Origin of the sequence: Streptomyces sp. NBC_00012 (assembly GCF_045040875.1) — a bacterium.
Taxonomy (GTDB): Bacteria; Actinomycetota; Actinomycetes; order Streptomycetales; family Streptomycetaceae; genus Streptomyces.
On the sequence record NZ_CP108310.1, the window covers coordinates 748,217 to 770,640 of the forward strand.

The window sequence follows — 22,424 nt, forward strand, 5'->3', positions numbered from 1 at the left end:
CGTCCTTTCCGTCATTGCAGGCGAGGAAGGAATCGGTCGTACATGTAGCGCTGCCGCCTTGCCGGGCCCGGCGCGGACACAACGGCCATTCACGCGGGGCGCGGTGCGGATGGTGCTCCGTGGACGGGTCCGAGGTCGTCCGGCGGGGTGAACCCGTAGATGTGTGGCGTGAGTTGGAGCCCGCACGGCTGCGCCGGGCGATCAGGTGTACGAGTGCGGCAGGTACTGAGGCGAGACTACACTACACCGTGCAGTGTAGGACGGTTAGGATGTGCCCATGCCCACCACGAAGACGCCGACCACGAAGACAGCGGCCACGAAGACACTGCGCGAAGGGTCCGCGCGGAAGCGGGCCGCCATCCTCTCGGCGGCCCGAGAGCTGTTCCTCGCCGACGGCTTCGACCGGTCCAGCGTCGACGCGGTCGCCGCCCGGGCCGAGGTGTCCAAGCGGACCGTCTACGACTACTTCGGCGACAAGCGGACGCTGCTGCAAGCAGTCGTCGACTCCGTGGGCCAGTCGCTGATCACCACCATCCGGCGCACCCTCGACGAAACCCTCTCCGGCCCCACCGAGGCCGCCGATCTCGAGGACGCCCTGATCACGTTCTCGATGCGCATCGCGACCGACATGCTCGGCTCGGCGGAGTACGCGACGCTGCAACGGCTGATCCGGGCCGAATCCGGCAACCTGCCGCACGAGGGCTACAACTCCATGGCCGACGCCCCCGACGAGGCAATTGCCGAGCGGTTCGCCGCCTTCGACGAGGCCGGGCTGCTCGATGTCCCCGACCCCCGCCTCGCGGCCGCCCAGTTCATCGCGCTGGCCTTCGGCGTCGCGCTGGACAGGCTCGGCTCCGCGAATGCCGCCGAGGACACCCGCGTCCAGCCACTCGTCGTCGAGGGAGTGCGGACCTTTCTACGGGCATACCGGGCCGCGTAGGGGCGGGGCAGCACGAAGCAACGGTGCGCCGTCAGCCCACATTTCCCCCTCTCCCCCTCCCCCGCGAGCTCGACGCGGGCACGATGCCGGGCCAGGGTGCTCAGGAGTTCGGCCGGGGCGCCCCGGTGCGGCGAGACGACCGCCGGGGCATGATCTCCTGCGTGACGAGGGAAACGAATGCGGGCGTGGACGCTGATGGAACCCATCCGTGGGACGCGCGGTTGGGCTGGGCGTACGGGCTGATAGCCGACGATCCCGCCGAACGGGCTGCGGCACTGGTCCGCCTTGCTGACACCCAGGGGAACGTGCGGGACGCGCATGGCCGGTTCAACGAGATGTGGCGCCTGACGCTGCCGCTCGGTGGAAAGGAGCAGTGGCGGGATCCATGGCGGGATCCGGCCTTCCTGCAGGCATACGAGACGTACCTCGAAGCCGGGAGTCATGTACTGCCCAACGCATTGTGGAACCGCCCTCCGGGCGATATCCGGACATGGCCGGGTCTGCCCTACGCACTCCTCTTCCTGGAATGGGAGGCAAGGTATCCACACGAGTGGACCCTGCATGCCAAGAAGTGGGGTACGAAACAGAGCCTCATCCGGGACGTCGCGGTCGCCGGCCATGACGAGACGGTCAGGGCGAAGCTCACCGACCTGGTCGAGATCGTCGTTCGGAGGGCATACCGCTGCAAGGACCGCGAGTACCTGCGCGTTGCCCGAGCCGTGGACAGCGAGGACCTGCGCGGCAGGCTTCAAACAGCCGCCCGGTCCGACGACCCATGGGCGAGGCTGCATGCCGGCTACGTTCTCCGGCTCCTGGATCACCCCGAGGTGCCCAACACGATCCGCGTCTGGCAGAACTGGGTCGCGGCCGAAACCGGCGCCAGAGGGTGAGGCCTCCGTCCTCCCCTCCGCGAGGTGGCTGCCCACGGCTGTATCCATGAGGACACAGACATTGTCCAGCCCGTCCCGGGCCTTGGGCGGAGGTCTCGGACCCGCGTGGTCGGTGGTCGGGTCGACGGGCCGCACTCGGTGGGTTCCGGGCGAACCGCTACCGTACGGGAGCCGAGCAATCCGATCGTTCTGAATCGTGTGGGGTGTCTGTGGTGGCCTTCGGTGACAACGGTCCGGCGGCCCGGCACGGTGCGGGCGGCCGCAGGGCGGCTGCGCGGCGGCGGCGTCGGCCCCCGGCGGGACGATGTGGCCGAACTGGCCCGGCTCGGCGACGAGCATCCGGACCTGCGCGGCCGGACGTGGCGGAGGCGGTCTGCGCGTTCGTCCGCGAGCACCTGGCCCGGGACGAACCCCCGGCGGACGGCGGCAACGATCCGGCCGGGCCTGAGGTACGGCGGGCGGCGCTCGCCATGCTCGCCGACCGGTTGCGCCCCGTACCGGACGCTGCCGGGCCGGACACCGCCCGCTGGGACGGCATTGCGGTGGACCTGACCGGCGCGGTCGTGGACGGCGTCGACTTCACCGGCTGCCGGTTCGCCCGCGCGACCTTCGCCGACTGCCTGTTCCGCGGCGCGACCACGTTCGAGGGTGCTCGGTGGGCGGACGACGCGGTGTTCCCGCGCGCGGTGTTCTCCTGCGACGCCCGGTTCCACGGCCGGGCCCGGTTCGGCGGGGAGGCCGTCTTCGGCCGGGTTCGGTTCCACGGCCGGGCCCGGTTCGACGCCGCCCGGTTCGACGGGCTCGCCTGGTTCGGCTTCGGCGAGGAGGGTGTCTGGGAGGAAGAGGACGGGGCGGATCTCGACGACGACGACGCCTGCACGAGATGTTCCGGCCGACGACCGTGATCCCCTGGCGCGAGCCGAACGAGGCCGGCCCTCACTGGCCCGATGCGTATCCGATGGGTGAATACCAGACCTGGGAGGAGGGCGGGGACGGGGCGCTGTTCCGCGGTGCCGCGTCGTTCCGCGGTGCCGCGTCGTTCCGCGGTGCCGCGTCGTTCCGCGGTGCCGCGTCGTTCCGCGGTGCCGCGTCGTTCCGCGGTGCCGCGTCGTTCCGCGGCGCACGCTTCCGGCGCGCCGCGTGGTTCTGGAAGGTGCGGTTCGGCGCCGCGGCGGTGTTCCGCGGCGCGCGCTTCGACTCGCAGGTGTACCTGGACCAGCCCGCCGCCGACCTCACCGACGCCCGCGCCGCGGCCACCGACCTCGAACAGCGGTGGCCGTTCGGCTGGACGGCGGCGCCCGCGGACGGCGGCCCGGCACACCTGACGACCGACGCCGCCGTCGCCCCGTACGCACACCAGCTGGCCGCGGCCGAGGGATCCGTACGGCTGGCCGGGCTGCGGATCCTGGACGTCCACGGGCCGGTCCGCCATGACGGCGCGGACCTCGGCGAGGAGCACCTCGCCCTGTCCGGCCTGTCCCGTCGGCACACCGCCCGCGCCACGCTCGCATCGCTGCTCGCGGCCCGCCCCGCGCCGTGACCACACCGCCGGTCCGCCCCCGGTGAACGTGAGGCCGCCCGGCGGTCCGCCGAGCAGACGCAGGCCGGAGAGGAAGCCGGCGACCTGGCCGGGCATGTCGAGGGTGGCGGGCAGCTCCGGGGCCGGGCGGCTGAGATTTCTCGGGGACGACCCCACCCGGTTTCGGGGTTCTCCCGGAGTGTGCCGAGGTGTCCGCCGCCCGTAGCGTGCGGGCATGTCAACTTCCCTGCGTATCAAGGCCTTCGTGGCATGCGCGGTGGTGCTCGCCGCCACCGCCACGACCACCGGGACGACTGCCGCCACCGCCGCCGCCCCGGACCCGATCGCCCGCTTCCACGGCCAGCACATCGACTGGCACGCCTGCGCCCTCGGCTCCGGCGACGAGCTCGGCCAGAAGCTGGACGCCGCCGGCGCCGACTGCGCCGACATCACCGTGCCGCTCGACTACGCCGACCCCGACGGTCGCACGATCACCGTCGCCATATCCCGCCTGAAGGCGACCGACACCGCCGACCGTGTCGGTCCGCTGCTGCTCAACGACGGTGGACCGGCCGGCCCGAGCCTCCACATGCCACTGACCAAGTCGGAGGTGATGGGAGAGGTCGCCGGCCGTTACGACCTGATCGGCATGGACCCGCGCTTCGTCGGCCGGAGCACCCCACTGGACTGCGGCTGGGACCTCGGCTCCGCCCTCGTCCGCTCCGCGGGATCCGGCCCGGCGGCGTACCGCCAGGAGGTCGCCGTCGCACGCGACCTGGCCGGGCGGTGCGAGCGCGCCCACGGCGACGTGCTGCCGTACGTCACCACCCGCAACACCGCCCGCGACATGGACGTCGTCCGCGCCGCCCTCGGCGCGGACGCCCTCTCCTACCTCGGCTACTCCTACGGCAGTTACCTCGGCGAGGTCTACACACAGCTCTTCCCCGGCCGCACCGACCGCATGGTGCTCGACGGCGTCAACTCCCCGGAGCACTACAGCCAGACCCTGCTGCGCGGAGCCGAAGCGGCCAACGAGGCGGCCCTGCGCGCATGGGCGTCGTGGGCTGCCGCACGGCACGGCACCTACGGTCTTGGCGCCACGCGCGCCGAGGTCCTGGCGACGGTGGATCACATCCTCGGCGCCGCCGCGCAGAAGCCGTTGCGGATCGGGAAGGCATACCTGCTGGACGAGCACGTGCTCCCCGCCGTCTTCATCGGCGGCCTCGGCAGCGACCTCGACGAGCGGCGCGCCGAACTGGCCGCGACCGTACGTCTCCTGGCGCGCGCCGCGGACCGGGAGCCGGTCGAGCCGTCCGAAGCACTCGCCGGGCAGATGGAGTTCCTGCTGACCGGGGCAGGTTCGGCCCCTTCCAGCCAGATGACGGCGATCATCTGCGGCGACGTCGCCGAGCGGCGCGGGGTCGGCAGCTACTGGCGCGCGGTCCAGGAGTCCCGCGAGCGGTTCCCCCTCGTCGGGCCGCTGGCCAACAACATCACCCCGTGCGAGTTCTGGGACCGGCCCGCCGAGGCGCCGACCGTGCTCGACAACGACGTCCCGGCCCTGCTCGTCAACGCCACCTCCGACCCCCGCACCCTCTACGCCGGCGCCGAGGCCCTGCGCGAGCTGTGGCCGAGCTCCCGGCTGCTCACCGTGCACGGCGCCCGCCAGCACGGTTTGTACGGCGAGTACGGCAACGCCTGCGTCGACCAGCGCGTCAACGCCTACCTGCGCACGGGGCGGCTCCCCGCGCGCGACCTGACCTGCGAGGCGTAGCCCGTTCCGCTGATCACAGCAAGCGGAAGCGCTCCCGATGAAGCGTTCATACCGGCGTTCCCGTCAGGGTGTGCATGATGTGGTCACCGAGGCGGGGCAGCCAGTCGGGCCGCGCGTTACCGACAAGGTGGTCACCGTGCGGGACGGGCAGGTAGGTGCCGTGCGGTGCCAGACGGGCCACGGGCTCGCCGTTCGTCACGCCGGGAATGATGTCCCGGTCGACGTCCACGACCAGGAGCGGGGCCGCGATGCGGGGTGCCAGGCCGGCGAGGTCGACGTGGCGGGCGAACTGCCGGGCGGCGTCGGCGTCATCGCCGAGAGATCGGGAGCAGTGGCCCGCGGACGCGTTGGCGATGCTGTTGAACCGCCGTGATCGGAACGTAGTAGCCTGACCACACCAAGTGACCGCGAACTCGGCCGAGTTCATCCTGCCCAGGTTGCGAGCGGTCTGTCCCTCCGGCCGGCCCGCTCGGAACGAGCCCACCGCACTGCTGGACGCGATGGCTCCGGGCGCCGTGACAACAAGCCCGCCGCCGCGCGCCATCAGTCATGGCGGTCGGCGGTCGGCGGTCGGCGGTCGGCGGTCGGCGGTCGGCGGTCGGGACACGGAACGGGAGGAAGAGCGGGATGACGCAGGCTGCGGGGATCGAGCTGGACGAGCGAATGCCGGGACGTCGGTGGACCGTGCGTCTGGACGCCTTCGGCCGGGGCAGTGCGGCGGTGCGTGTCTCGTGCAGCCGCCCCGCCTGTGCCGAGCAGCGTCTGCCGTCCGCGGCCGCCGGCCGTGCCGCCGCGATCGCCCACCTCGGGGCCCACCTGCGTGCCGCCGCAGCGCCCAGGGCCGGGGCGTACTGCGCGTGCAGGGCCGAGGGCTGCCACAGCCATCTGCCCGACACCGGCCGGCCCGCGCGTGACGAAACCTGGCGGTGCGGCGGGCCGATCGTCCTGGCCGTGGTCACCGACCGGGCAGGACGCTGGTGGCAGGCCCTGGAGTGCTGCTCGCGGTGCGCGGCCGCCACGCCCGGAGCGAAGACCGCGGCCACCTCCCGGGCCCCCGGGCCCCAGCCCTCCGAACGCCCGGCCCCCGCAGCCCCGGGTGCGGGCACACCACAGTTCTCCGACCGCCAGGTCGCGGCCGGAGCGGGGCTGCCGGCTCCCCGCTCCGCACCCGTGCGGCGCCGTCCACCGCAGGCGAAGATCGCCCAGCGCGTCATCCCGCGCGATCTGCGACCCGTCGCCCTGCGGGATGAACTCATCGAACTCGGTGACCTCTTCCGTGCCTACCAACAGCGCGACCAACCCGACCTGGCGCTCCTGGCCGACCTCCACACCCGCAAGGCCGGCGCCTTCGCGGCCTGGGCCGAGGCCACCGGCGACACCGGCCTGCGGCTGGACGCCCAGCGTGCCGAGCAGGCCGCCACCGCCGCCCGCCTCCAGCACCTGCAACGCACCGGTCTGGCCACGAGCAGCACCGACCCGGACGGCAGCACGCCGGCCGTGGCCCGCCTGCTGAACGGCCCCATCCAGTGGGACCACGCCCGGGCCGCCCTGGCCCACGTCGCCGACACCGCCCCGCTGCCCGGACCGGAGGCACGCCTGCTGGTGGTGATGCTGACCCTGCGCACCGCGCACACCGGATCGGGCAACCTCGTCGGCCAGGACCTGACCGGGCTGGGCCTGAGCAAGCCGGAAGCCCTGGTCACGCAGTTGGCGGACGTCGGCTGGCTGCGCCTCCCCGGCACCCCCGCTGACCTGCTCGCCTCCCGGCCCGAGAACCCCACCCCCATCACCGTCCCCTCCCTGGTCCCCGACGCGGACGCCCCGGCGCTGTTCACGGTCGGCAGGAAACTACGGCCCAAGCTCAGCGGTTGGGCCCAGAGAACCGTCTCCGACAAGAAGCTCCGTAAATCCAAGGCCACCGCCGGCACCCGGCTGCTCGCCCTGGTCCTGACCACCCAGAGCTGCGCCGACGGCCGGCTGGGCGCCTCCGGCCAGGGCATCGGCCTGGACCACCTCTCCTCCTGGTGCGCCACCGACCCCGACGAACTGCCGCACCTGGCCGACCAGCTGACCGCAGCGGACTGGCTCGTCGAGCCCGCCCTCACCCCCACCCGCCTCACCGGCCGACTGACCGAGCGGGTCCTCCCGCTCACGTGCCCGCTCATCTAGCCAGGCGTCCGCCGGGATCGGGCTGCTGAGCACGACGCCGGCGTTGTTCACGAGGATGCAGCCGGCGCCGTATCCCCACGTGGAAGTCGAGGAAACCGCGCTGCTCGACTGACTCCTGAGGCGTGTCTCCCGGCCTCGCCGCCATGTGATCGCCACCGCGGGCGCCGAGGTCGGGCCGGAGATCAGCACCCGCACGGCCTCCGGGCCGACCGCCACGGCGCACACGGCCTCCACGACGCCGCCGCGCACGGCCACGCCATCGCCGCGCCATCGCCGCGGCCTGGGCGCTGAACGCTGGAGACTGGGCAACACGCTTTAGGCTTTCCCCGATTCGAACGGGAGGGGCAGGAGCATGGCGATTTGGGGACTGGTCGTCGAGACGACCGTGGGCCTCGGGGAGCGCAAACACACGGAGGCGTACGTGCTGACGCACGTGGAGGGTACGCGTCAAGAGGCTCTGGCGGAGCTGGAGCGGCGTGCCCGGGGACATGCGCCGGAGCACCCGAGAAGTCCGAAGCGCCGTCGGCTCTTCCGGGAGGGCGACGGCTTCCTTCTGGTGATCGACGGCGCCTGGCAGTCCTTCAGCACGCGGTTCACGGTGGCGGAGCTGCTGGACGACAGCGCCGCACCGGACCCGCCGTCGGCGGAGACGGCCCCACCGGAGGCCGGACCGCAGCCGGAACCGGCGGACGCGGTGCCGCTTGCGCCCGCGACGCCGCCGGTGGAGCGCTACTCGGACGGGGTGCCGAAGCGACCGGCCTGGTGGGGACGCACCGGCCTACCGTGACAGCCGACGCACCCCGCCGACGACGCCCGCAGAACGCATGGCGTCGTCGGGTCCGCGGTGCCGATGCCCGGCATCGATGCACGTGGGGGTGCGGGCGGGGCGGCCGGGCTCACGCACCCTGACCCGTCCGCCCATCCGCGCGACCTCTAATATCGTGTGGCGTTTCGTCGTCGGACGCCGATGCCTGCCTGGCCGCGTCCGCCGCCCGACGCGCACGACACCCGCCGCACGGCGATGGAGTCGGGTATGGAGCAGTCGAGGAGAGGAACGTTCATGCGTGCTCGGAGCATCGGTGCGGCCGCCGCAACAGCATTGGCGCTGGTGGCTGCCCGCGACCTCGTCCAGAAGAAGCACGCACTGCTCAGGAACTTCCCCGTGATCGGGCACGCCCGGTACCTGCTGGAGACGATCGGGCCGGAGCTGCGGCAGTACGTCGTGACGTCCAACGAGGAAGAGCGCCCGTTCAGCCGTGACCAGCGCACCTGGATCTACGCGTCGTCGAAGGAAGAGAACAACTACTTCGGGTTCGGAACCGACGTGGACGTCGAGCATGTGCAAGGACACGCGTACGTGAAGCAGCGCACGTTCGCCGGCACGCTGCCCGACCTGCACGACCTGCACGACCCGCAGGCCCCGCTGCCCTCGGCCAAGGTGCTGGGCGGCCCGCGTGGACGCGCCAAGGCGTTCCGGCCGGCGAGCATCGTGAACATCTCGGCGATGAGTTTCGGATCGCTGTCCGGCGCCGCCATCACGGCGCTCAACAAGGGCGCGGCGCTGGCCGGCACGATGCAGAACACCGGCGAGGGCGGTCTCTCGCCGTACCACCGCAACGGCGGTGACCTCATCCTCCAGATCGGGACGTCGTACTTCGGTTGCCGCAACGAGGACGGCACCTTCAACCTCGGCAAGCTCAAGGACGTGGTCGCCGGCGCCCCGGTCAAGGCGATAGAGATCAAGCTCTCCCAGGGTGCCAAGCCGGGGCTCGGCGGGATGCTGCCGGGCGCGAAGGTGACCCCCGAGATCGCCGGGATCCGCGGCATCCCGGCCGGCAAGGACTGCGCCTCTCCCTCTCGGCACACCGCGTTCCATGACGTCGACTCGATGCTCGACTTCGTGGAGCTGCTCGCCACCGAGACCGGTCTGCCGGTCGGGATCAAGAGCGCCGTGGGGGAAATGAGCTTCTGGGAGGAGCTGGCCACGCTGATGGCGCGCGGTGATCGCGGCGTCGACTTCGTGACCATCGACGGAGGCGAGGGCGGCACCGGGGCGGCTCCCCTGATCTTCACCGACTCGGTGTCGCTGCCGTTCCGGATGGGCTTCTCCCGCGTCTACGGCACGTTCGCCGAGCGGGGTCTCACCGACGACCTCACCTTCATCGGCTCCGGCAAGCTCGGCCTGCCCGAGAACGCCGCCGTCGCCTTCGCCCTGGGTGTCGACATGATCAACGTCGCCCGCGAGGCAATGCTGTCCATCGGCTGCATCCAGGCGCAGAAATGCCACACCGACAAGTGCCCCACCGGCATCGCCACCCAGGACCCGTGGCTGGTGCGCGGCGTCGACGCGCCCTCGAAGGCGACCCGGGCCGCTGTCTACCTGCGCACCCTGCGCAAGGAACTGCTGAAGGTCTCGGGAGCCGTCGGCGTCGCCCACCCGGCACTCATCACCACCACCGACATCGAGATCATGAACGGCGACTACGACGCCCGCACCCTGGCGAGCGTCTACGGCTACAAGGACGGCTGGGGTGAACTCGGCCCGGAGCTCGCCCAGGAGATCACCGCACTGCTCACCACCGGACCGACCCCTCTCCGGAAGCCGGCCGGCTGACGCGTGACGAGTCACCGGTGGACAGCCTGGCTGCCCGGGTGCCCGGGCAGCCAGGCTGTCTCGCAGGTGATTCAGCGCAAGGCTCCGCGGATGCCGGGATGCCGGCCCGTCGTGCCCGCCGGAACCCGGCGCGCCGGGGCATGCATGCCGCGCGTGTCCGCGTACAGCCCTTGATGCCTGAGTTCACCAGATCGTGTCGATCGTTCACTGTTCGGATCTTCTCCTGGCATTTCGCCGCAGATGATGACTGCGCGGCGCAGTGATGCACCTCGGAGCACCCTCACGGGCTTCTCGGTGTCCGGCCCCGTGGCTCCATCGGCACAACAGAGGAGATCCATCGTGCATCTGACTCCGCATGAGCAGGAGCGCTTACTGATCCATGTCGCGGCGGACGTGGCGCAGAAGCGGCGTGATCGGGGGCTTCGTCTCAACTACCCAGAGGTCATGGCCCTGTTGAGCGTGTACGTCTACGAGCAGGCACGCGACGGCAAGACGGTCAGCGAGATCATGGACGAGGGCCGTCGGCTGTTCGGCCGGGACGACGTGATGGACGGCGTCCCCGAGATGATCAAGAACGTCCAGGTGGAGGCCACCTTCCCGGACGGCACCAAGCTGGTCACCATCCACTACCCCATCCCGGAAGCGGCGGAAGAGCCCGGGATCCATCCGGGCAGGATCGAGCACCCCGCGCCTCCCCGCACGGCCGCCGGCCCGGTCGAGTGCCCCGGCGAGACCTCCGAGCACGACGACACCGCCGACCGGTACGACGCGATCTTCTTCAACCAGGATCTGCAGGCCGGCAGGACGACGATCAAGGTGAAGAACGCCTCCGACCGCCCCCTCCAGGTCGGCTCGCACTACCACTTCGCCGAGGTCAACCCGGCCCTGAAGGTCATCGGCCCCGACGGCACGGCTTCGGAGCTGTGGGACTGTGCCGAGGCCAGAGGCCGACGGCTCAACATCGCCGCAGGCACCTCCGTGCGTTTCGAGCCGGGTGACGAATGCTGCGTCGAACTCGTCGAGCTCCAGGGCGAGGTCGGCAGTTCCGGCGACCTGGCCAGGATCCAGGGACTGCGCGAGGGGATCGTCCGATGAACAGCGACCGGCGACCGAGCAACGAGCTGACGCGGGCGGACTACGCCACGCTGTACGGTCCCACCACCAGGGACCGGGTCCGGCTCGCGGACACCGACCTGACCCTGGAGATCGAGGCGGACTGGAGCGGCGGCCCGTCGCACAGCGGCAACGAGATGATCTTCGGTGGCGGCAAGGTGATCCGCGAGTCCATGGGCATGTCCCACCTCGCCCGGGACGGCAGGAACAGCGCCGGCGAAGCCACGGAGCACCGGCCCGTGGACACCGTCGTCACGGGCGCGCTGATCCTCGACTGGTGGGGTGTGGTCAAGGCCGACATCGGCATCCGCGACGGCGGCATCGTCGCCATCGGCAAGGCGTACAACCCCGAGACGATGGACCCGATCACGAGCTTCGAGATGCCGTCCGGTTTCGGCGCGAGGTTCACCGAGCACGGGCAGGCGGGCAACACGACGACCGCGGTGGAACCGGAGAACTTCGTCGTCGGTCCGAGCACCGAGGTCATCGCCGGCAACGGGCGGATCCTCACCGCGGGCGGTGTGGACACCCACGTCCACTTCATCTGCCCCGGCGAGATCCATGAGGCCCTGGCCGCAGGCGTCACCACTCTCATCGGCGGCGGTACCGGACCGGCCGAGGGAAGCACGGCCACCACCGTGACTCCGGGCGCCTGGCACATCACCCGGCTCTTCGAGGCGCTGGACGAGTTCCCGGTCAACGTCGGCTTGCTCGGCAAGGGCAGCTCGATGAACAAGCACGAACTCGACGCGCAGGTGGACGCGGGGGCCTGCGGATTCAAGGTGCACGAGGACTGGGGCGCGACGCCCGCCGTGATCGACAGCGTCCTGGAGGTATCCACGCAACGCGGCGTCCAGGTCGCACTGCACGCCGACTCGCTCAATGAGTCCGGGTTCCTGGAGTCCACCAGGGCCGCCTTCAAGGACCGGCCCATCCACATCTTCCACGTCGAAGGTGCGGGTGGCGGCCACGCCCCGGACATGATCGAACTGGTCAAGGAACCCAACGTCCTTCCGGCCTCGACCAATCCGACCCGCCCCCTGACGGTCAACACCGTCAAGGAGCACGTGGACATGATGATCGTCTGCCACCATCTGAACCCGGACATCCCCGCGGACAGGGCCTTCGCCGACTCCCGCATCCGGCCGTCCACCATGGCCGCGGAGGACCTCCTGCACGACATGGGCGCCATTTCGATGATGTCCTCCGATGCCCAGGCCATGGGCCGCATCGGCGAGATGATCATGCGGACCTGGCAGACCGCACACGTCATGAAAAGCCGGTACGGGCCACTCCCCGAGGATCTGCAAGCCGCCCGGATCAACACCGACCTGCAGCACACCGACCACGCGCACGACGAACAGCAGCGACAGCCGAACGACGACTTCCGCGCCCGCCGCTACGTCGCCAAGTACACGGTCAATCCGGCGATCACGCACGGCATCGACGAGTACGTCGGATCCGTGCAGAAGGGCAAGCTGGCCGACCTGGTGCTGTGGGAGCCGAAGTTCTTCGGCGTCAGAACGCACATGGTCCTCAAGGGCGGACAGCTCGCCTACGCACAGGTCGGTGACGCCAACGCCTCGATCACCACTCCGCAGCCCTATCTGCCGCGCCCGGTCTGGGGCTCCACCGGCCGCTCACCGGGCCGCAACTCGCTCAACTTCGTCGCCCCGGGAGTGGGAGCCAGGCTGACCAGCCTCGCCGTGGACGCCGAAGGGACCGTCACGGGGAGGAAGCCCACCGGCGGCCTCGGCCTGGAGAAGCACTTCACCGACATCAACGACACCCGGCACCTCACCAAGGCGTCCATGCTGCTCAACGACCGGGGCGCCGCAGGCAAGCCACTGGACCTGAAAGTCGACCACAACAGCTTCGAGGTCACCATCGGCGGTGCGACCACCACCGACGCACGCACCGAGATCGAGGGCGCGATCGTGCCGCGCTCCTACGTGGACGAAGTCCCCATGGCCCAGCGGTACTTCCTCTTCTGAACCGACCTCCTGCCGGGGCGGGCGCACGTGTCCGCCCCGGGCACTGCTCACGCCGGCCCCGGACCCGGCACCTCACCACGACGGAAGGCATCGCTCGACCATGAGCCGTGCAGCCCTGCTCCTGCTGGCCGACGGCCGCTTCCCCGCCGGCGGGCACGCCCACTCCGGCGGCGTGGAAGCCGCGGTAGCAAACGGAGCCGTCCATGACACCGACAGCCTGGAGGCGTTCTGCCGCGGCCGTCTGCACACCGTCGGCCTGACCGCGGCCGGCCTGGCCGCCGCCGCGGCAGCCGGGTACGACCCCCTGCTGCTGGACGAAGCCGCCGACGCCCGTACGCCGACCCCCGCCCTGCGGACCGTCGCCCGGCGGCTCGGGCGGCAGATGCTGCGCGCCGCACGAGCGACGTTCCCGTCGGAACAACTGGAGCAGCTGGCAGCCGCACGCCCCCAGGGCGCCCACCAGCCCGTCGTCCTGGGACTCGCCGCCCTCGCCGCCGGGCTCGCCCCGGTGGACGCGGCCCACGCCGTCGCGTACGAGAACACCGGTGGCCCGGCCACCGCGGCCGTGCGCCTGCTGAGCCTCGACCCGCTCGACGCCTCCGGACTGCTGGCACGCCTCGCGGCCGAGATGGACTGCGTCGCCGCTGCCGCCGCCGAGGCCGCGGCCCGCATCGCGACGGAAGGCGTCGACGCGCTGCCGTCGGCCTCCGCACCGCTGCTGGACATCACCGCCGAGCAGCACGCCGCCTGGACCGTCCGGCTCTTCGCCTCCTGACCGCCCTGCCCGGCCGGCGATCGCCGGCCCCGATGACTGGAGCCCACCGTGCACCTCGACCACTCCCCCGGCACCATGCCTCACCGTCACACCCACAGCGCCGATCCGACCCGGCCCGACGGCAGCCGCCGCGCCCTTCGCGTCGGCCTCGGCGGCCCCGTCGGCTCCGGCAAGACCGCTACGGTCGCCGCGCTCTGCCGAGCCCTGCGCGACCAGTGGTGCATCGCCGCCGTCACCAACGACATCTACACCCGCGAGGACGCCGAATACCTGCGCCGCGAGGCCGTGCTGCCACCCGAGCGCATCGCCGCTGTCGAGACCGGAGCCTGCCCCCACACCGCCATCCGCGACGACATCTCCGCCAACCTGGAGGCCGTCGAACACCTGGAGGAAACGCTGGCCCCGCTCGATCTGGTGCTGGTCGAGTCGGGTGGGGACAATCTCACCGCGACCTTCTCCAAGGGCCTCGTCGACGTACAGATCTTCATCATCGATGTCTCCAGCGGCGACGACATCCCCCGCAAGGGCGGGCCCGGTATCACCACCGCCGACCTCCTCGTCGTCAACAAGACCGACCTCGCCCCGTACGTGGGGGCCGACCTGGCCACCATGGCCGCCGACGCCGAACAGCAGCGCGGTGACCTCCCCGTCGTCTTCACCAGCCTCACGTCCGACGACGGCATCCGCGAGGTCGCCGACTGGGTGACCGGACATCTCACCGAGTGGCGCGCCGGGGTCGACGCATGAGTCCCACCGCCCGGCTCGCCGGCGCCCCCTCGACGTCCCGCCCCGGCGGTGAGGAAGCCACCGGACATCCGGACGGAGTACAGGCGACCGCGCTGATCCGCGCCGCGTACAACGGGCGGGTCACCACGCTGCCGCAGCTGCGCAGTGACGGCCCGTTCCACCTGCGGCACATGCGCGGCAGCGGACGCTTCGCGACCGTGGGCATCATCGGCGCCATGAGCGCGCCGCTCGGCGGTGACCGGCTGGCCATCGACATCACCGCCGAGGACCGCGCCGAACTCAAGGTCACCACCGGTGCCGCCACGCTCGCCCTGCGCGGCCCCACCACCGAGCCCGCCACATACGACGTGAAGATCACCGCGGGAGAGGGCGCTCGTGTGCACTGGCTGCCGCACCCGCTGATCAGCGCGGCCGGGAGCAACCTCCGGCAGACCTGCACCATCGAACTCGCCTCCACAGCACGGCTCGTGCTGCGGGAAGAGCAACTCCTGGGCCGCGCCGACGAGGAACCCGGCCACCTCGTCACCCGCCTCAGGGTCCGCCGCGGCGGCCGCCTCATCCTCGACCAGCAGTCGGCATACGGCCCCCCGGAACCCGCATGGAACGGTCCTGCCGTACTCGGAGACCACCGCGCCGTCGGGCAGCTCCTGATGGTCGCCCCCGAGCCGTCGGCGGTGCGCGCACCCGTGCTGCTGGGTGAGGAACCCCGCGGCGCCCGCGGCATCCTCACCCCGCTCGCGGACGGCCACGCACTGCTCGCCACCGTCGCGGCCCCCGGCTCGGCAGCACTGCGCCAACTCCTCGACGAGGCATTCGCCCTGGCGTCACGCGGCTGAGGGCGGTCAGGCGGTTACGTCGCAGTCGCGGCCGCTCGCGCCGATGTGAGGCGGATGATCAGAATCGCGCCGACGTGGGGCGGATGATCAGGCGCCCGCCGACCGGTTCCCGGCCGAGTTGCTTCCTCCGAAGGAGGCAACCAGCGCCTCGGCCACGGTCGCGGCATCCGCCTCTGCGACTTCCGCCGGATACTCGGGCAGCAGATCGTCCCAGACGGGCATCCACGATCCGTACAGCTGGGCCTGTCCCGCAGGACGGGCGAAGAACCAGATGTGCAGGTGCGCGCCTCCATCGCCGATGCGGTAGACGTGGGCCCGCGAAATGTTCGGCACAGCCTGTACATGGCGGACAACGTGAGTGGTCAGTACCCCGAGCTCAGCCGCCAGTTCATCGGGCAGGTCGGCCATGTCGTAGTGGTCACGCGGATGCAGCATGAGGACCAGCGGAACCCCGACTCCCGTGATCCGGGTCAGCCGCCAACGGTCGCTGAACCAGATCCCTTCGTCCCGGTCCCGGCACGAATCACAGTCCGACGGGTCCTCACCGTGCCGCGCAGGCTCGGGCAGGACCGGAGGGCGCAGCGGCGCGACACGCAGGCCGTCCGGTTCGAACGGGCTGACATCCCAGCCCGTCATCCGTGCGAGCGGAAGTCGGCGTTCCTCATCCGCAGCGGTGAGCGCGTGTTCGTAGAAATCGTCAGGTCGCAAGGCCATTCTGCGAAGACTAGTTCGACAGGGCAGCCCTTGGGGCCCCTTGAGGACCCTTGAGGCCGGAAACCCCCCAACTCGTGGGCGGTGGTTCGCCGACGTCGAACGCGCAGGTGGGGACCGGGCACGGTGCCGGTGGCGGAATGAGAGGTGCCCAGGCATGCTGACCCGCATGGTCTCGGTGGTGCAGAACGTGGCGATCGACTGTTCGGATGCCTATGAACTGGCTCGGTTCTGGAGTGAGGTGACGGGTTTCCCCCTGCATCCGCAGGACGGCCCGGGCGACCGGGAGGTCCAGGTGATGCTTCCGGAGGGCCCGCTGCTGTACTTCAACCAGGTGCCGGAACCGAAGACGGTCAAGAACCGGCTCCACTTGTGCCTGCGTCCGACGACCTCGCGGGAGGAGGAGGTCGAGCGATTGTTGCGTCTCGGAGCCACCCTGGTCACTGATCGCCGGGAGCCCGACGGGGCGGGCTGGGCCGTCCTCGCCGATCCTGAGGGCAATGAATTCTGTGTCCTGCGAAGCGAGTCCGATCGCGCCCCACTCCTCGCGACCCGCGCGCCTCACGTCAGCGACGAACCATTGGTCACGTAGTGCAGTCACCAATAGCGTTGAGTGACCATCTCGCGCTGTCGTCCGAGAGGAAACAGTGATGCTCAAGCGTCTCGCCGCCACCATCGGTGGTCTCGCCCTTGCCCTCGGCGGTGCGGTAGCCGCCGCGCCCGCCGCCGTCGCAACTCCGCAGGGCTGCTTCTACCAGGTCCTGGAGCAGCACCCCGAGGCGGATCCCGCCGTGGTGGAGCACGCCTGCCTCACCGCAGCCGACGGCAGCCCCGAAGGTGTACTGGCCTGCTACTTCGAGCTGCGGCAGGACTACATCCCCGCCCAACTCGCTCTCGACGCCTGCCGGCGGGCGTCTCAGGAGTAGCGGCCGACCGGCCCGCCGGCCGAGTTCCGGGAGCTGGTCCGGTTGTCGGCCGCAGCAGCTCCCGCCCGTGGGCGAAGCACGCCCGGAACACAGCGGGCCGAGTCGGACCACCGAGTCCGAATGGGCAGCGGACGCCGCGGAGATGGCGGTGACGGAGGCCCGCGTCGATAGTCAGCTGTCGAAGCCGAGGCCGAAGCGGTCGAGCGCCTTGAGCCACGTGTTGCGGCGGCCCTGGTTGCGGTCGGCGCGGGCCATGGACCACTGGGTGACGCCGATACCGATGGCGCGGACGGGCTCGGGCGGGAACGGCAGGGGCTTGCGGCGGACGAGTTCCAGCTCCGTGCGCTCGGTGTGGTCGCCCGCGAGCAGGTCGAGCATGGTCTCGGCACCGAAGCGGCTCGCGCCGACCCCGAGACCGGTGAACCCGGCCGCGTACGCGACCTTCCCGTGGTGGCTCGTGTCGAAGAAGACGCAGAAACGCGTGCTGGTGTCGATGGCTCCACCCCAGGTGTGCGTGAACCGGACCCCTTCGAGCTGCGGGAACGTGGTGAAGAAGTGCCGGGCGAGGGTGGCGAACGTCTCGGGCCGCTGGTCGTGTTCGGCGCGGACCCGGCCCCGGTAGTGATAGACCGCGTCGTAGCCGCCCCACAGGATGCGGTTGTCGGCGGAGAGCCGTACGTAGTGGAACTTGTTGGCACAGTCCGCGAAACCCTGGCGGTGCCGCCAGCCCAGGGAGGCCAGTTGCTCGTCGGTCAGCGGCTCGGTCATCAGCGCGTAGTCGTACACGGGGACGGTGTACGGACGGTGGCGCCGGAGCGGGGACTGGTAGGCGTTGGTCGCGAGCGCGACCCTGCTGGTGGTGACACGGCCGTAAGGGGTGCGGACGGCGATCACCGCGCCGTGCTCGTCGAGCTTCGTTGCGGGCGTGTGCTCGTACACCCGGACGCCGAGGTCGAGGCAGGCGCGCTTGAGACCCCAGGCGAGCCGGGCGGGGTTGACCATCGCCACGTCCTTGTTCCACACGCCGCCGAGGAACGTCGGCGAATCGATCTCCGCGCGGACGGCCTCGGCGTCGAGCAGGAGCGGTTCGCCGCCGTACCGGGCGGACGCCTCGGCCACCTCTGCCAAGTCGTCGAGCTGATACGGCTCGGTGGCGACGTCGAGGGAACCGGTGCGCTCCCAGGAACAGTCGATGCCGTGCCGGGCCACGGTGTCCTCGATCGCCTGGAGGTTCTCGCGGCCGAGCCGTTCGAGCCGTCCGATCTCGTCGGGCCACCGCTCCAGGCCGTTGCCCAGACCGTGGGTGAGGCTGGCCTCGCAGAATCCGCCGTTACGGCCGGAGGCGGCGCCTCCGACCCGGTCGGCCTCGATGAGCACGACGTCCGCGCCCGGGTCGCGTTCCTTGGCGACGAGGGCGGTCCACAGGCCGGTGTAACCCCCGCCGACGACGAGCAGGTCGCAGCGGGTGCCGCCGACAAGCGCGGGGTGCGACTCCGGCCGCTGCGGGTCGTCGAGCCAGAAGGGGGTCGGTACGGCGTCGGTGAGTGAGGCGAGAGGGTTCACGGGGTGGCGCTCCTTCGGATCACGGAGGCGGCCGGAACACGGCCCCTCCGAAGCACCACCCACGAAACTCTGTCCGCGTCTTCAATGTCAATGGTGTTGGCGTAAGCGACTCGCTCGTTCACACCCTCTCGTTCACGCCCTCTCGTTCACCCCCGTTCGTTCACCCCTCTCGTCCACCCCCGCTCGTTCACGCTCGCTCATTCTTCGTCGGCCGCGGGCTTGAGCGCCGCCATCGCGTCGAGCATCAGCTCCAGGGCGAAGGGGTAGCCGCTGCCCCTCATATCGGCGGCGAGCAGCGGGAAGGTGGCGGCGATGTGCGGGTGCGTGTCGGAGGTCAGCCTCCCGTACGCCTCCTTCCAGACCTCGGTGTCGGCGACCTGGGCGGCCGGCGGCAGGGCGAGGGCCGCGGCGTCCTGGGCGGCGAAGGCCAGGGCCTGGTCCACGAAGGCGTGGTAGATCCGCACCGCGAGCCCGTCGGGGAAGCCCGCCTCCCGCAGCACGCCCAGGATCGTCTCCACCGCGCGCATTTCGTGGCAGCGGCCGGTCGTCCGGTGCGCCGCGAGCAGAGCGGCCTGGGGGTTCGACCGGTACGAGTCGTGGATCCGCAGACCGATGGCGCGCAGGTCCGCCCGCCAGTAGCCGGTCGGCGTCCAGCCCTGCTGCGCGCGGCCGATCAGTTCGTCGGCGACGGCGAGAAGCAGGGCGTCGGTGTTGCGGAAGTAGCGGTACAACGCGCTGGGATCGGCGCCCAGCGCGGCGCCGAGCCGTCGTACGGAGAGCGCTTCGGCACCGTGCTGCGCGATCAGGTTCAGCGCGGTCTCGATGATCAGCCGCTCGGAGAGTACCGCGCCCTGCTTGGTGGGCCTGCGGCGCTGCCGCTTGCCTTCGGGAACCACACGTTCTGTCATGCGTCGACCCTAACTCTTACGTCAACACCATTGACGTGATTTCCGTCTCTCCTATTCCATGACGCCCATCGCCTCCTTCCTGGCGTCCCCCGCCCTCTTCGTCGACGCCCGTCGCCCAGTGCCGACCGCCGTCCCACCTGTCCTGGAGCAGCCCGTGACCGCAGCCGATCTCGTCTTCACCCGTGGCCCCGTCTTCACCGCGGATCCGGCCCGCAGCCGGGCATCCTCGCTCGCCGTCGTCGGCGACCGGATCGCCGCCGTCGGCCACGACGAGGTGCGCGACCTCATCGGCCCCGCCACCGAGGTCGTGGATCTGAAGGGCAAGCTCCTGCTCCCGGGGTTCCAGGACGCCCACATACACGCCGTGAGCGGCGGGGTCGAGATGGCCGAGTGCGACCTCACCGGCACGGTCGGGGTCGCCGAGTACCTGAACCTGATCGGGGCGTACGCGAAGGCCCACCCGGACCGCGCGTGGATCACCGGGGGCGGCTGGTCCCTGGAGAGCTTCGAGGGCGGGCTGCCGACCCGGCAGCTGCTGGACCCTGTCGTCGCGGACCGCCCGGTGCTCCTGTCGAACCGGGACCACCACGGCGCCTGGGCCAACACCCGCGCGCTCGAACTGGCCGGGATCACCGCGAGCACCCCCGATCCGGCCGACGGCCGGATCGAGCGGGAGCCGGACGGCACGCCGACCGGGATGCTCCAGGAGGGCGCGATCGCCCTGGTCGCCCGTCTGGTTCCGCCGAGCAGCCCGGCGGAGCGCCTCGCCGGGCTGCTGCGCGCACAGGAGCTGCTGCACTCCCTCGGCATCACGGGCTGGCAGGACGCGATGCTCGGGACGTTCGACGGCAAGCCCGACGCGTCGGACGCCTACATGGCCGCGGCCCGCGACGGCTCGCTCACCGCCCGAGTGACCGGTGCGTTGTGGTGGGACCGGGAGCGCGGCGCCGAACAGATCGCCCAACTGCTCGCCCTGCGCGAGGAGTTGAACCACGGCCGGTTCCGTGCGAGCTCCGTGAAGATCATGCAGGACGGCATCGCGGAGAACTTCACCGCCGCGATGACCGCTTCGTATCTCGACAGCTGCGGCTGCGCCACCGCCAACAGCGGCCTCAGCTTCATCGACCCCGCCGCGCTGCGGGAGTACGTCACGCGCCTCGACGCGCTCGACTTCCAGGTCCACTTCCACGCGCTGGGCGACCGCGCGGTCCGTGAGGCCCTCGACGCCGTGGAGGCCGCGCTCGCCGCCAACGGATGGCGTGGCAACCGTCACCACCTGGCCCATCTCCAGGTCGTTCACCCCGAGGACGTCCCGCGGTTCGCCCGGCTCGGCGCGATCGCCAACATCCAGCCGCTGTGGGCCGCCCACGAGGCGCAGATGGACGAGTTGACCATCCCGTTCCTCGGGTCCGAACTCGCCTCCTGGCAGTACCCGTTCGGCGACCTGGTGCGGGCCGGCGCCACCCTGGCGGCGGGCAGCGACTGGCCGGTGAGCAGTCCGGCGCCGCTCGAAGGCATCCACGTGGCCGTGAACCGCAAGGAGCCGGGGACCGCCGACGACCGGGTCTTCCTGCCCGAACAGCGGATCGATCTGCAGACCGCGGTCGCCGCCTACACCGCGGGCACCGCCCATGTGAACGGGCTGGACGACGCGGGCAGTCTGCGCGCCGGGCACCTCGCCGACCTGGTGGTCCTCGACCGCGACATCTTCACGGCGCCGCCGGAGGACATCGCGCGGGCGCGGGTGGAGCGGACGTACGTGGGCGGCCGGCTCGTCCACGCGGTCTGACCGGTGATGTGGCGACCGGGTTCGCGCAGGGGGCGGCCCCGGCAGCCGCGCCGCTCAGCCCGGCAACGACCGGCGCGAGGACTCCCGCACTTCGAGCCGCGTGGGCACCAGCACTCCGGACGGTTCCGTGCGCCCCAGCTCCAGGACGGCCATGAGGAGTTCGGTACCGGTCCGGGCGATCTCCTGGGGCCGCAGACTGAGCGTGGTCACCGACGGCCGGGTGTGCTCCGCGGTCACGTCCTCGCTCACGCACACCAGGAGCAGGTCGTCGGGGACCCGGTAGCCGCCCCGGCGGGCCGCCTCCAGGACGAGGGGCGGGCTCGCCTCGGCGACCACGAACAGGGCGTCGGGGCGCTGGTCCCCCTCTCCGGGACCGGTCAGGGCCGTCTCGACCGCCGCGACGACCGGCCCGTTCCCCGGCTCCGGCACGTGGGTGATCCGCTCCGGCAGGCCGCGCGCCGCGCACCAGTCCCGGTACGCGGCGAGCACCCCCGTGTGGAACCTGGTCGTGCTGCCGGGCAGCACCATCGCGGGACGCCGGGCTCCCTCCTGCCAGAGGTGGTCCAGCGTCCCGCAGGTCGCCGCCACCGCGTCGACGTCCACCCAGTGGGCGCCCGCGCGTCCCTCGACGGACCGGTCGCTGAACACCGGGATCCGGGCGGCGAGCAGATCCTCGACGATCCGGTCGCCCGCGACGGGATCGGTGACGACCACCGCGTCGAGCGGCAGGTCGGCCCACTCGCTCTGCAGGGATCCGGCCGGCAGCAACACCATCGCGTAGCCGCGCTCGAGGGCGGTCGCCGCGGTGGCGCCGGTCAGTCTGGCGAAGTACGGGGACTCCAGGAACGTCCATGGGGCGTGGGTGAGCTCCCCGACCACGTACCCGATCAGCCGGGCCCGTCCCGCGCGCAGCTGGCGTGCGGTGGCGTTGGGCCGGTAGCCCATTCTCCGCGCGGTTTCGCGCGCCTTCTCCCGCACGGCCGGGGAGAGGCGTCCGGTGCCGTTGAGCGCCGCCGAGACGGTGGTCTTCGAGAGGCCCGCCTCGCGGGCGACGTCGACGAGCCGGACACGCGGGCCGGCCTTCGATGGCTTTCCTGCTTGGCGCGGGGCTTCGGTCATGCAGGTGATGTTGCCACCCCCGTGACCTCAGCAAAAC

General features: G+C 71.4%; 21 protein-coding genes. 16 read left to right on the forward strand and 5 right to left on the reverse strand.

Features of this window, described 5'->3' with window-relative positions; all coding sequences use genetic code 11:
* Positions 1 to 277: 277 nt before the first annotated feature.
* The 5 genes from OHA19_RS42895 to OHA19_RS42915 all read left to right on the forward strand — a co-directional run bounded on the left by OHA19_RS42895 (position 278) and on the right by OHA19_RS42915 (position 5,123).
* Positions 278 to 940 (forward strand): TetR/AcrR family transcriptional regulator, encoded by a 663-nt coding sequence (locus tag OHA19_RS42895; RefSeq protein WP_331754519.1) that lies wholly within the window; start codon positions 278 to 280, stop codon positions 938 to 940.
* Positions 941 to 1,089: 149 nt separating this feature from the next.
* On the forward strand, positions 1,090 to 1,830 hold the full coding sequence (locus tag OHA19_RS42900; protein ID WP_405753493.1) for a hypothetical protein: 741 nt from the start codon (positions 1,090 to 1,092) through the stop codon (positions 1,828 to 1,830).
* A gap of 359 nt (positions 1,831 to 2,189) precedes the next feature.
* Positions 2,190 to 2,735, forward strand: coding sequence for a pentapeptide repeat-containing protein (locus OHA19_RS42905; protein ID WP_331754522.1), 546 nt, complete (start codon positions 2,190 to 2,192; stop codon positions 2,733 to 2,735).
* A gap of 53 nt (positions 2,736 to 2,788) precedes the next feature.
* A complete protein-coding gene (locus OHA19_RS42910; protein ID WP_331749379.1) occupies positions 2,789 to 3,370 on the forward strand; it encodes a pentapeptide repeat-containing protein in 582 nt (193 codons plus the stop codon).
* Positions 3,371 to 3,584: 214 nt separating this feature from the next.
* A complete protein-coding gene (locus tag OHA19_RS42915) occupies positions 3,585 to 5,123 on the forward strand; it encodes an alpha/beta fold hydrolase (RefSeq protein WP_331763039.1) in 1,539 nt (512 codons plus the stop codon).
* Between the two features lie 46 nt (positions 5,124 to 5,169).
* Here the strand turns inward: OHA19_RS42915 and OHA19_RS42920 are convergent, their stop codons facing one another.
* A complete protein-coding gene (locus OHA19_RS42920) occupies positions 5,170 to 5,550 on the reverse strand; it encodes an alpha/beta fold hydrolase (RefSeq protein ID WP_405722458.1) in 381 nt (126 codons plus the stop codon).
* 200 nt (positions 5,551 to 5,750) lie between these two features.
* Between OHA19_RS42920 and OHA19_RS42925 the strand changes: the two genes are divergently transcribed.
* From OHA19_RS42925 to OHA19_RS42960, 8 genes are all read left to right on the forward strand, one after another.
* Positions 5,751 to 7,292, forward strand: a complete 1,542-nt coding sequence (locus OHA19_RS42925; RefSeq protein ID WP_331754527.1) for a hypothetical protein — start codon at positions 5,751 to 5,753, stop codon at positions 7,290 to 7,292.
* A 352-nt stretch (positions 7,293 to 7,644) separates the two neighbouring features.
* Positions 7,645 to 8,079: a hypothetical protein gene (locus tag OHA19_RS42930; protein ID WP_331754529.1), complete on the forward strand. Its 435-nt coding sequence runs from the start codon at positions 7,645 to 7,647 to the stop codon at positions 8,077 to 8,079.
* 273 nt (positions 8,080 to 8,352) lie between these two features.
* Entirely contained in the window at positions 8,353 to 9,906 is a 1,554-nt protein-coding gene (locus OHA19_RS42935; RefSeq protein WP_331754531.1) for an FMN-binding glutamate synthase family protein, read from the forward strand.
* A 339-nt stretch (positions 9,907 to 10,245) separates the two neighbouring features.
* Entirely contained in the window at positions 10,246 to 11,001 is a 756-nt protein-coding gene (locus OHA19_RS42940; RefSeq protein ID WP_331749366.1) for an urease subunit gamma, read from the forward strand.
* Positions 10,998 to 13,013 (forward strand): urease subunit alpha, encoded by a 2,016-nt coding sequence (locus tag OHA19_RS42945; RefSeq protein ID WP_331749363.1) that lies wholly within the window; start codon positions 10,998 to 11,000, stop codon positions 13,011 to 13,013. Before OHA19_RS42940 ends, OHA19_RS42945 begins: the two co-directional genes overlap by 4 nt.
* Before the next feature lie 100 nt (positions 13,014 to 13,113).
* Complete coding sequence (locus OHA19_RS42950; RefSeq protein ID WP_331749360.1) at positions 13,114 to 13,788, forward strand: urease accessory UreF family protein; 675 nt, start codon at positions 13,114 to 13,116, stop codon at positions 13,786 to 13,788.
* 36 nt (positions 13,789 to 13,824) lie between these two features.
* Entirely contained in the window at positions 13,825 to 14,535 is a 711-nt protein-coding gene (ureG, locus tag OHA19_RS42955) for an urease accessory protein UreG (RefSeq protein ID WP_331750690.1), read from the forward strand.
* Entirely contained in the window at positions 14,532 to 15,371 is an 840-nt protein-coding gene (locus OHA19_RS42960; protein WP_331754534.1) for an urease accessory protein UreD, read from the forward strand. Before ureG ends, OHA19_RS42960 begins: the two co-directional genes overlap by 4 nt.
* A gap of 87 nt (positions 15,372 to 15,458) precedes the next feature.
* Here OHA19_RS42960 and OHA19_RS42965 read toward each other — a convergent pair whose 3' ends face one another.
* The gene (locus OHA19_RS42965) at positions 15,459 to 16,085 is read right to left on the reverse strand and encodes a hypothetical protein (protein ID WP_331749353.1); all 627 of its coding nucleotides are present in this window, start codon (positions 16,083 to 16,085) and stop codon (positions 15,459 to 15,461) included.
* 166 nt (positions 16,086 to 16,251) lie between these two features.
* Between OHA19_RS42965 and OHA19_RS42970 the strand changes: the two genes are divergently transcribed.
* Together OHA19_RS42970 and OHA19_RS42975 are read left to right on the forward strand one after the other, a co-directional pair.
* Positions 16,252 to 16,674 (forward strand): VOC family protein, encoded by a 423-nt coding sequence (locus OHA19_RS42970; RefSeq protein WP_331750687.1) that lies wholly within the window; start codon positions 16,252 to 16,254, stop codon positions 16,672 to 16,674.
* 58 nt (positions 16,675 to 16,732) lie between these two features.
* Positions 16,733 to 17,008, forward strand: coding sequence for a hypothetical protein (locus OHA19_RS42975; RefSeq protein ID WP_331749351.1), 276 nt, complete (start codon positions 16,733 to 16,735; stop codon positions 17,006 to 17,008).
* Positions 17,009 to 17,179: 171 nt separating this feature from the next.
* Here the strand turns inward: OHA19_RS42975 and OHA19_RS42980 are convergent, their stop codons facing one another.
* Together OHA19_RS42980 and OHA19_RS42985 are read right to left on the reverse strand one after the other, a co-directional pair.
* Entirely contained in the window at positions 17,180 to 18,571 is a 1,392-nt protein-coding gene (locus OHA19_RS42980) for an FAD-dependent oxidoreductase (protein ID WP_331754536.1), read from the reverse strand.
* A 197-nt stretch (positions 18,572 to 18,768) separates the two neighbouring features.
* A complete protein-coding gene (locus OHA19_RS42985) occupies positions 18,769 to 19,479 on the reverse strand; it encodes a helix-turn-helix domain-containing protein (RefSeq protein WP_331754538.1) in 711 nt (236 codons plus the stop codon).
* Positions 19,480 to 19,633: 154 nt separating this feature from the next.
* Between OHA19_RS42985 and OHA19_RS42990 the strand changes: the two genes are divergently transcribed.
* On the forward strand, positions 19,634 to 21,268 hold the full coding sequence (locus OHA19_RS42990; protein WP_331754540.1) for an amidohydrolase: 1,635 nt from the start codon (positions 19,634 to 19,636) through the stop codon (positions 21,266 to 21,268).
* A 54-nt stretch (positions 21,269 to 21,322) separates the two neighbouring features.
* On the opposite strand, the gene OHA19_RS42995 is transcribed toward OHA19_RS42990, so the two are convergent.
* Positions 21,323 to 22,387, reverse strand: coding sequence for a LacI family DNA-binding transcriptional regulator (locus tag OHA19_RS42995; RefSeq protein ID WP_331749342.1), 1,065 nt, complete (start codon positions 22,385 to 22,387; stop codon positions 21,323 to 21,325).
* Positions 22,388 to 22,424: the final 37 nt, after the last annotated feature.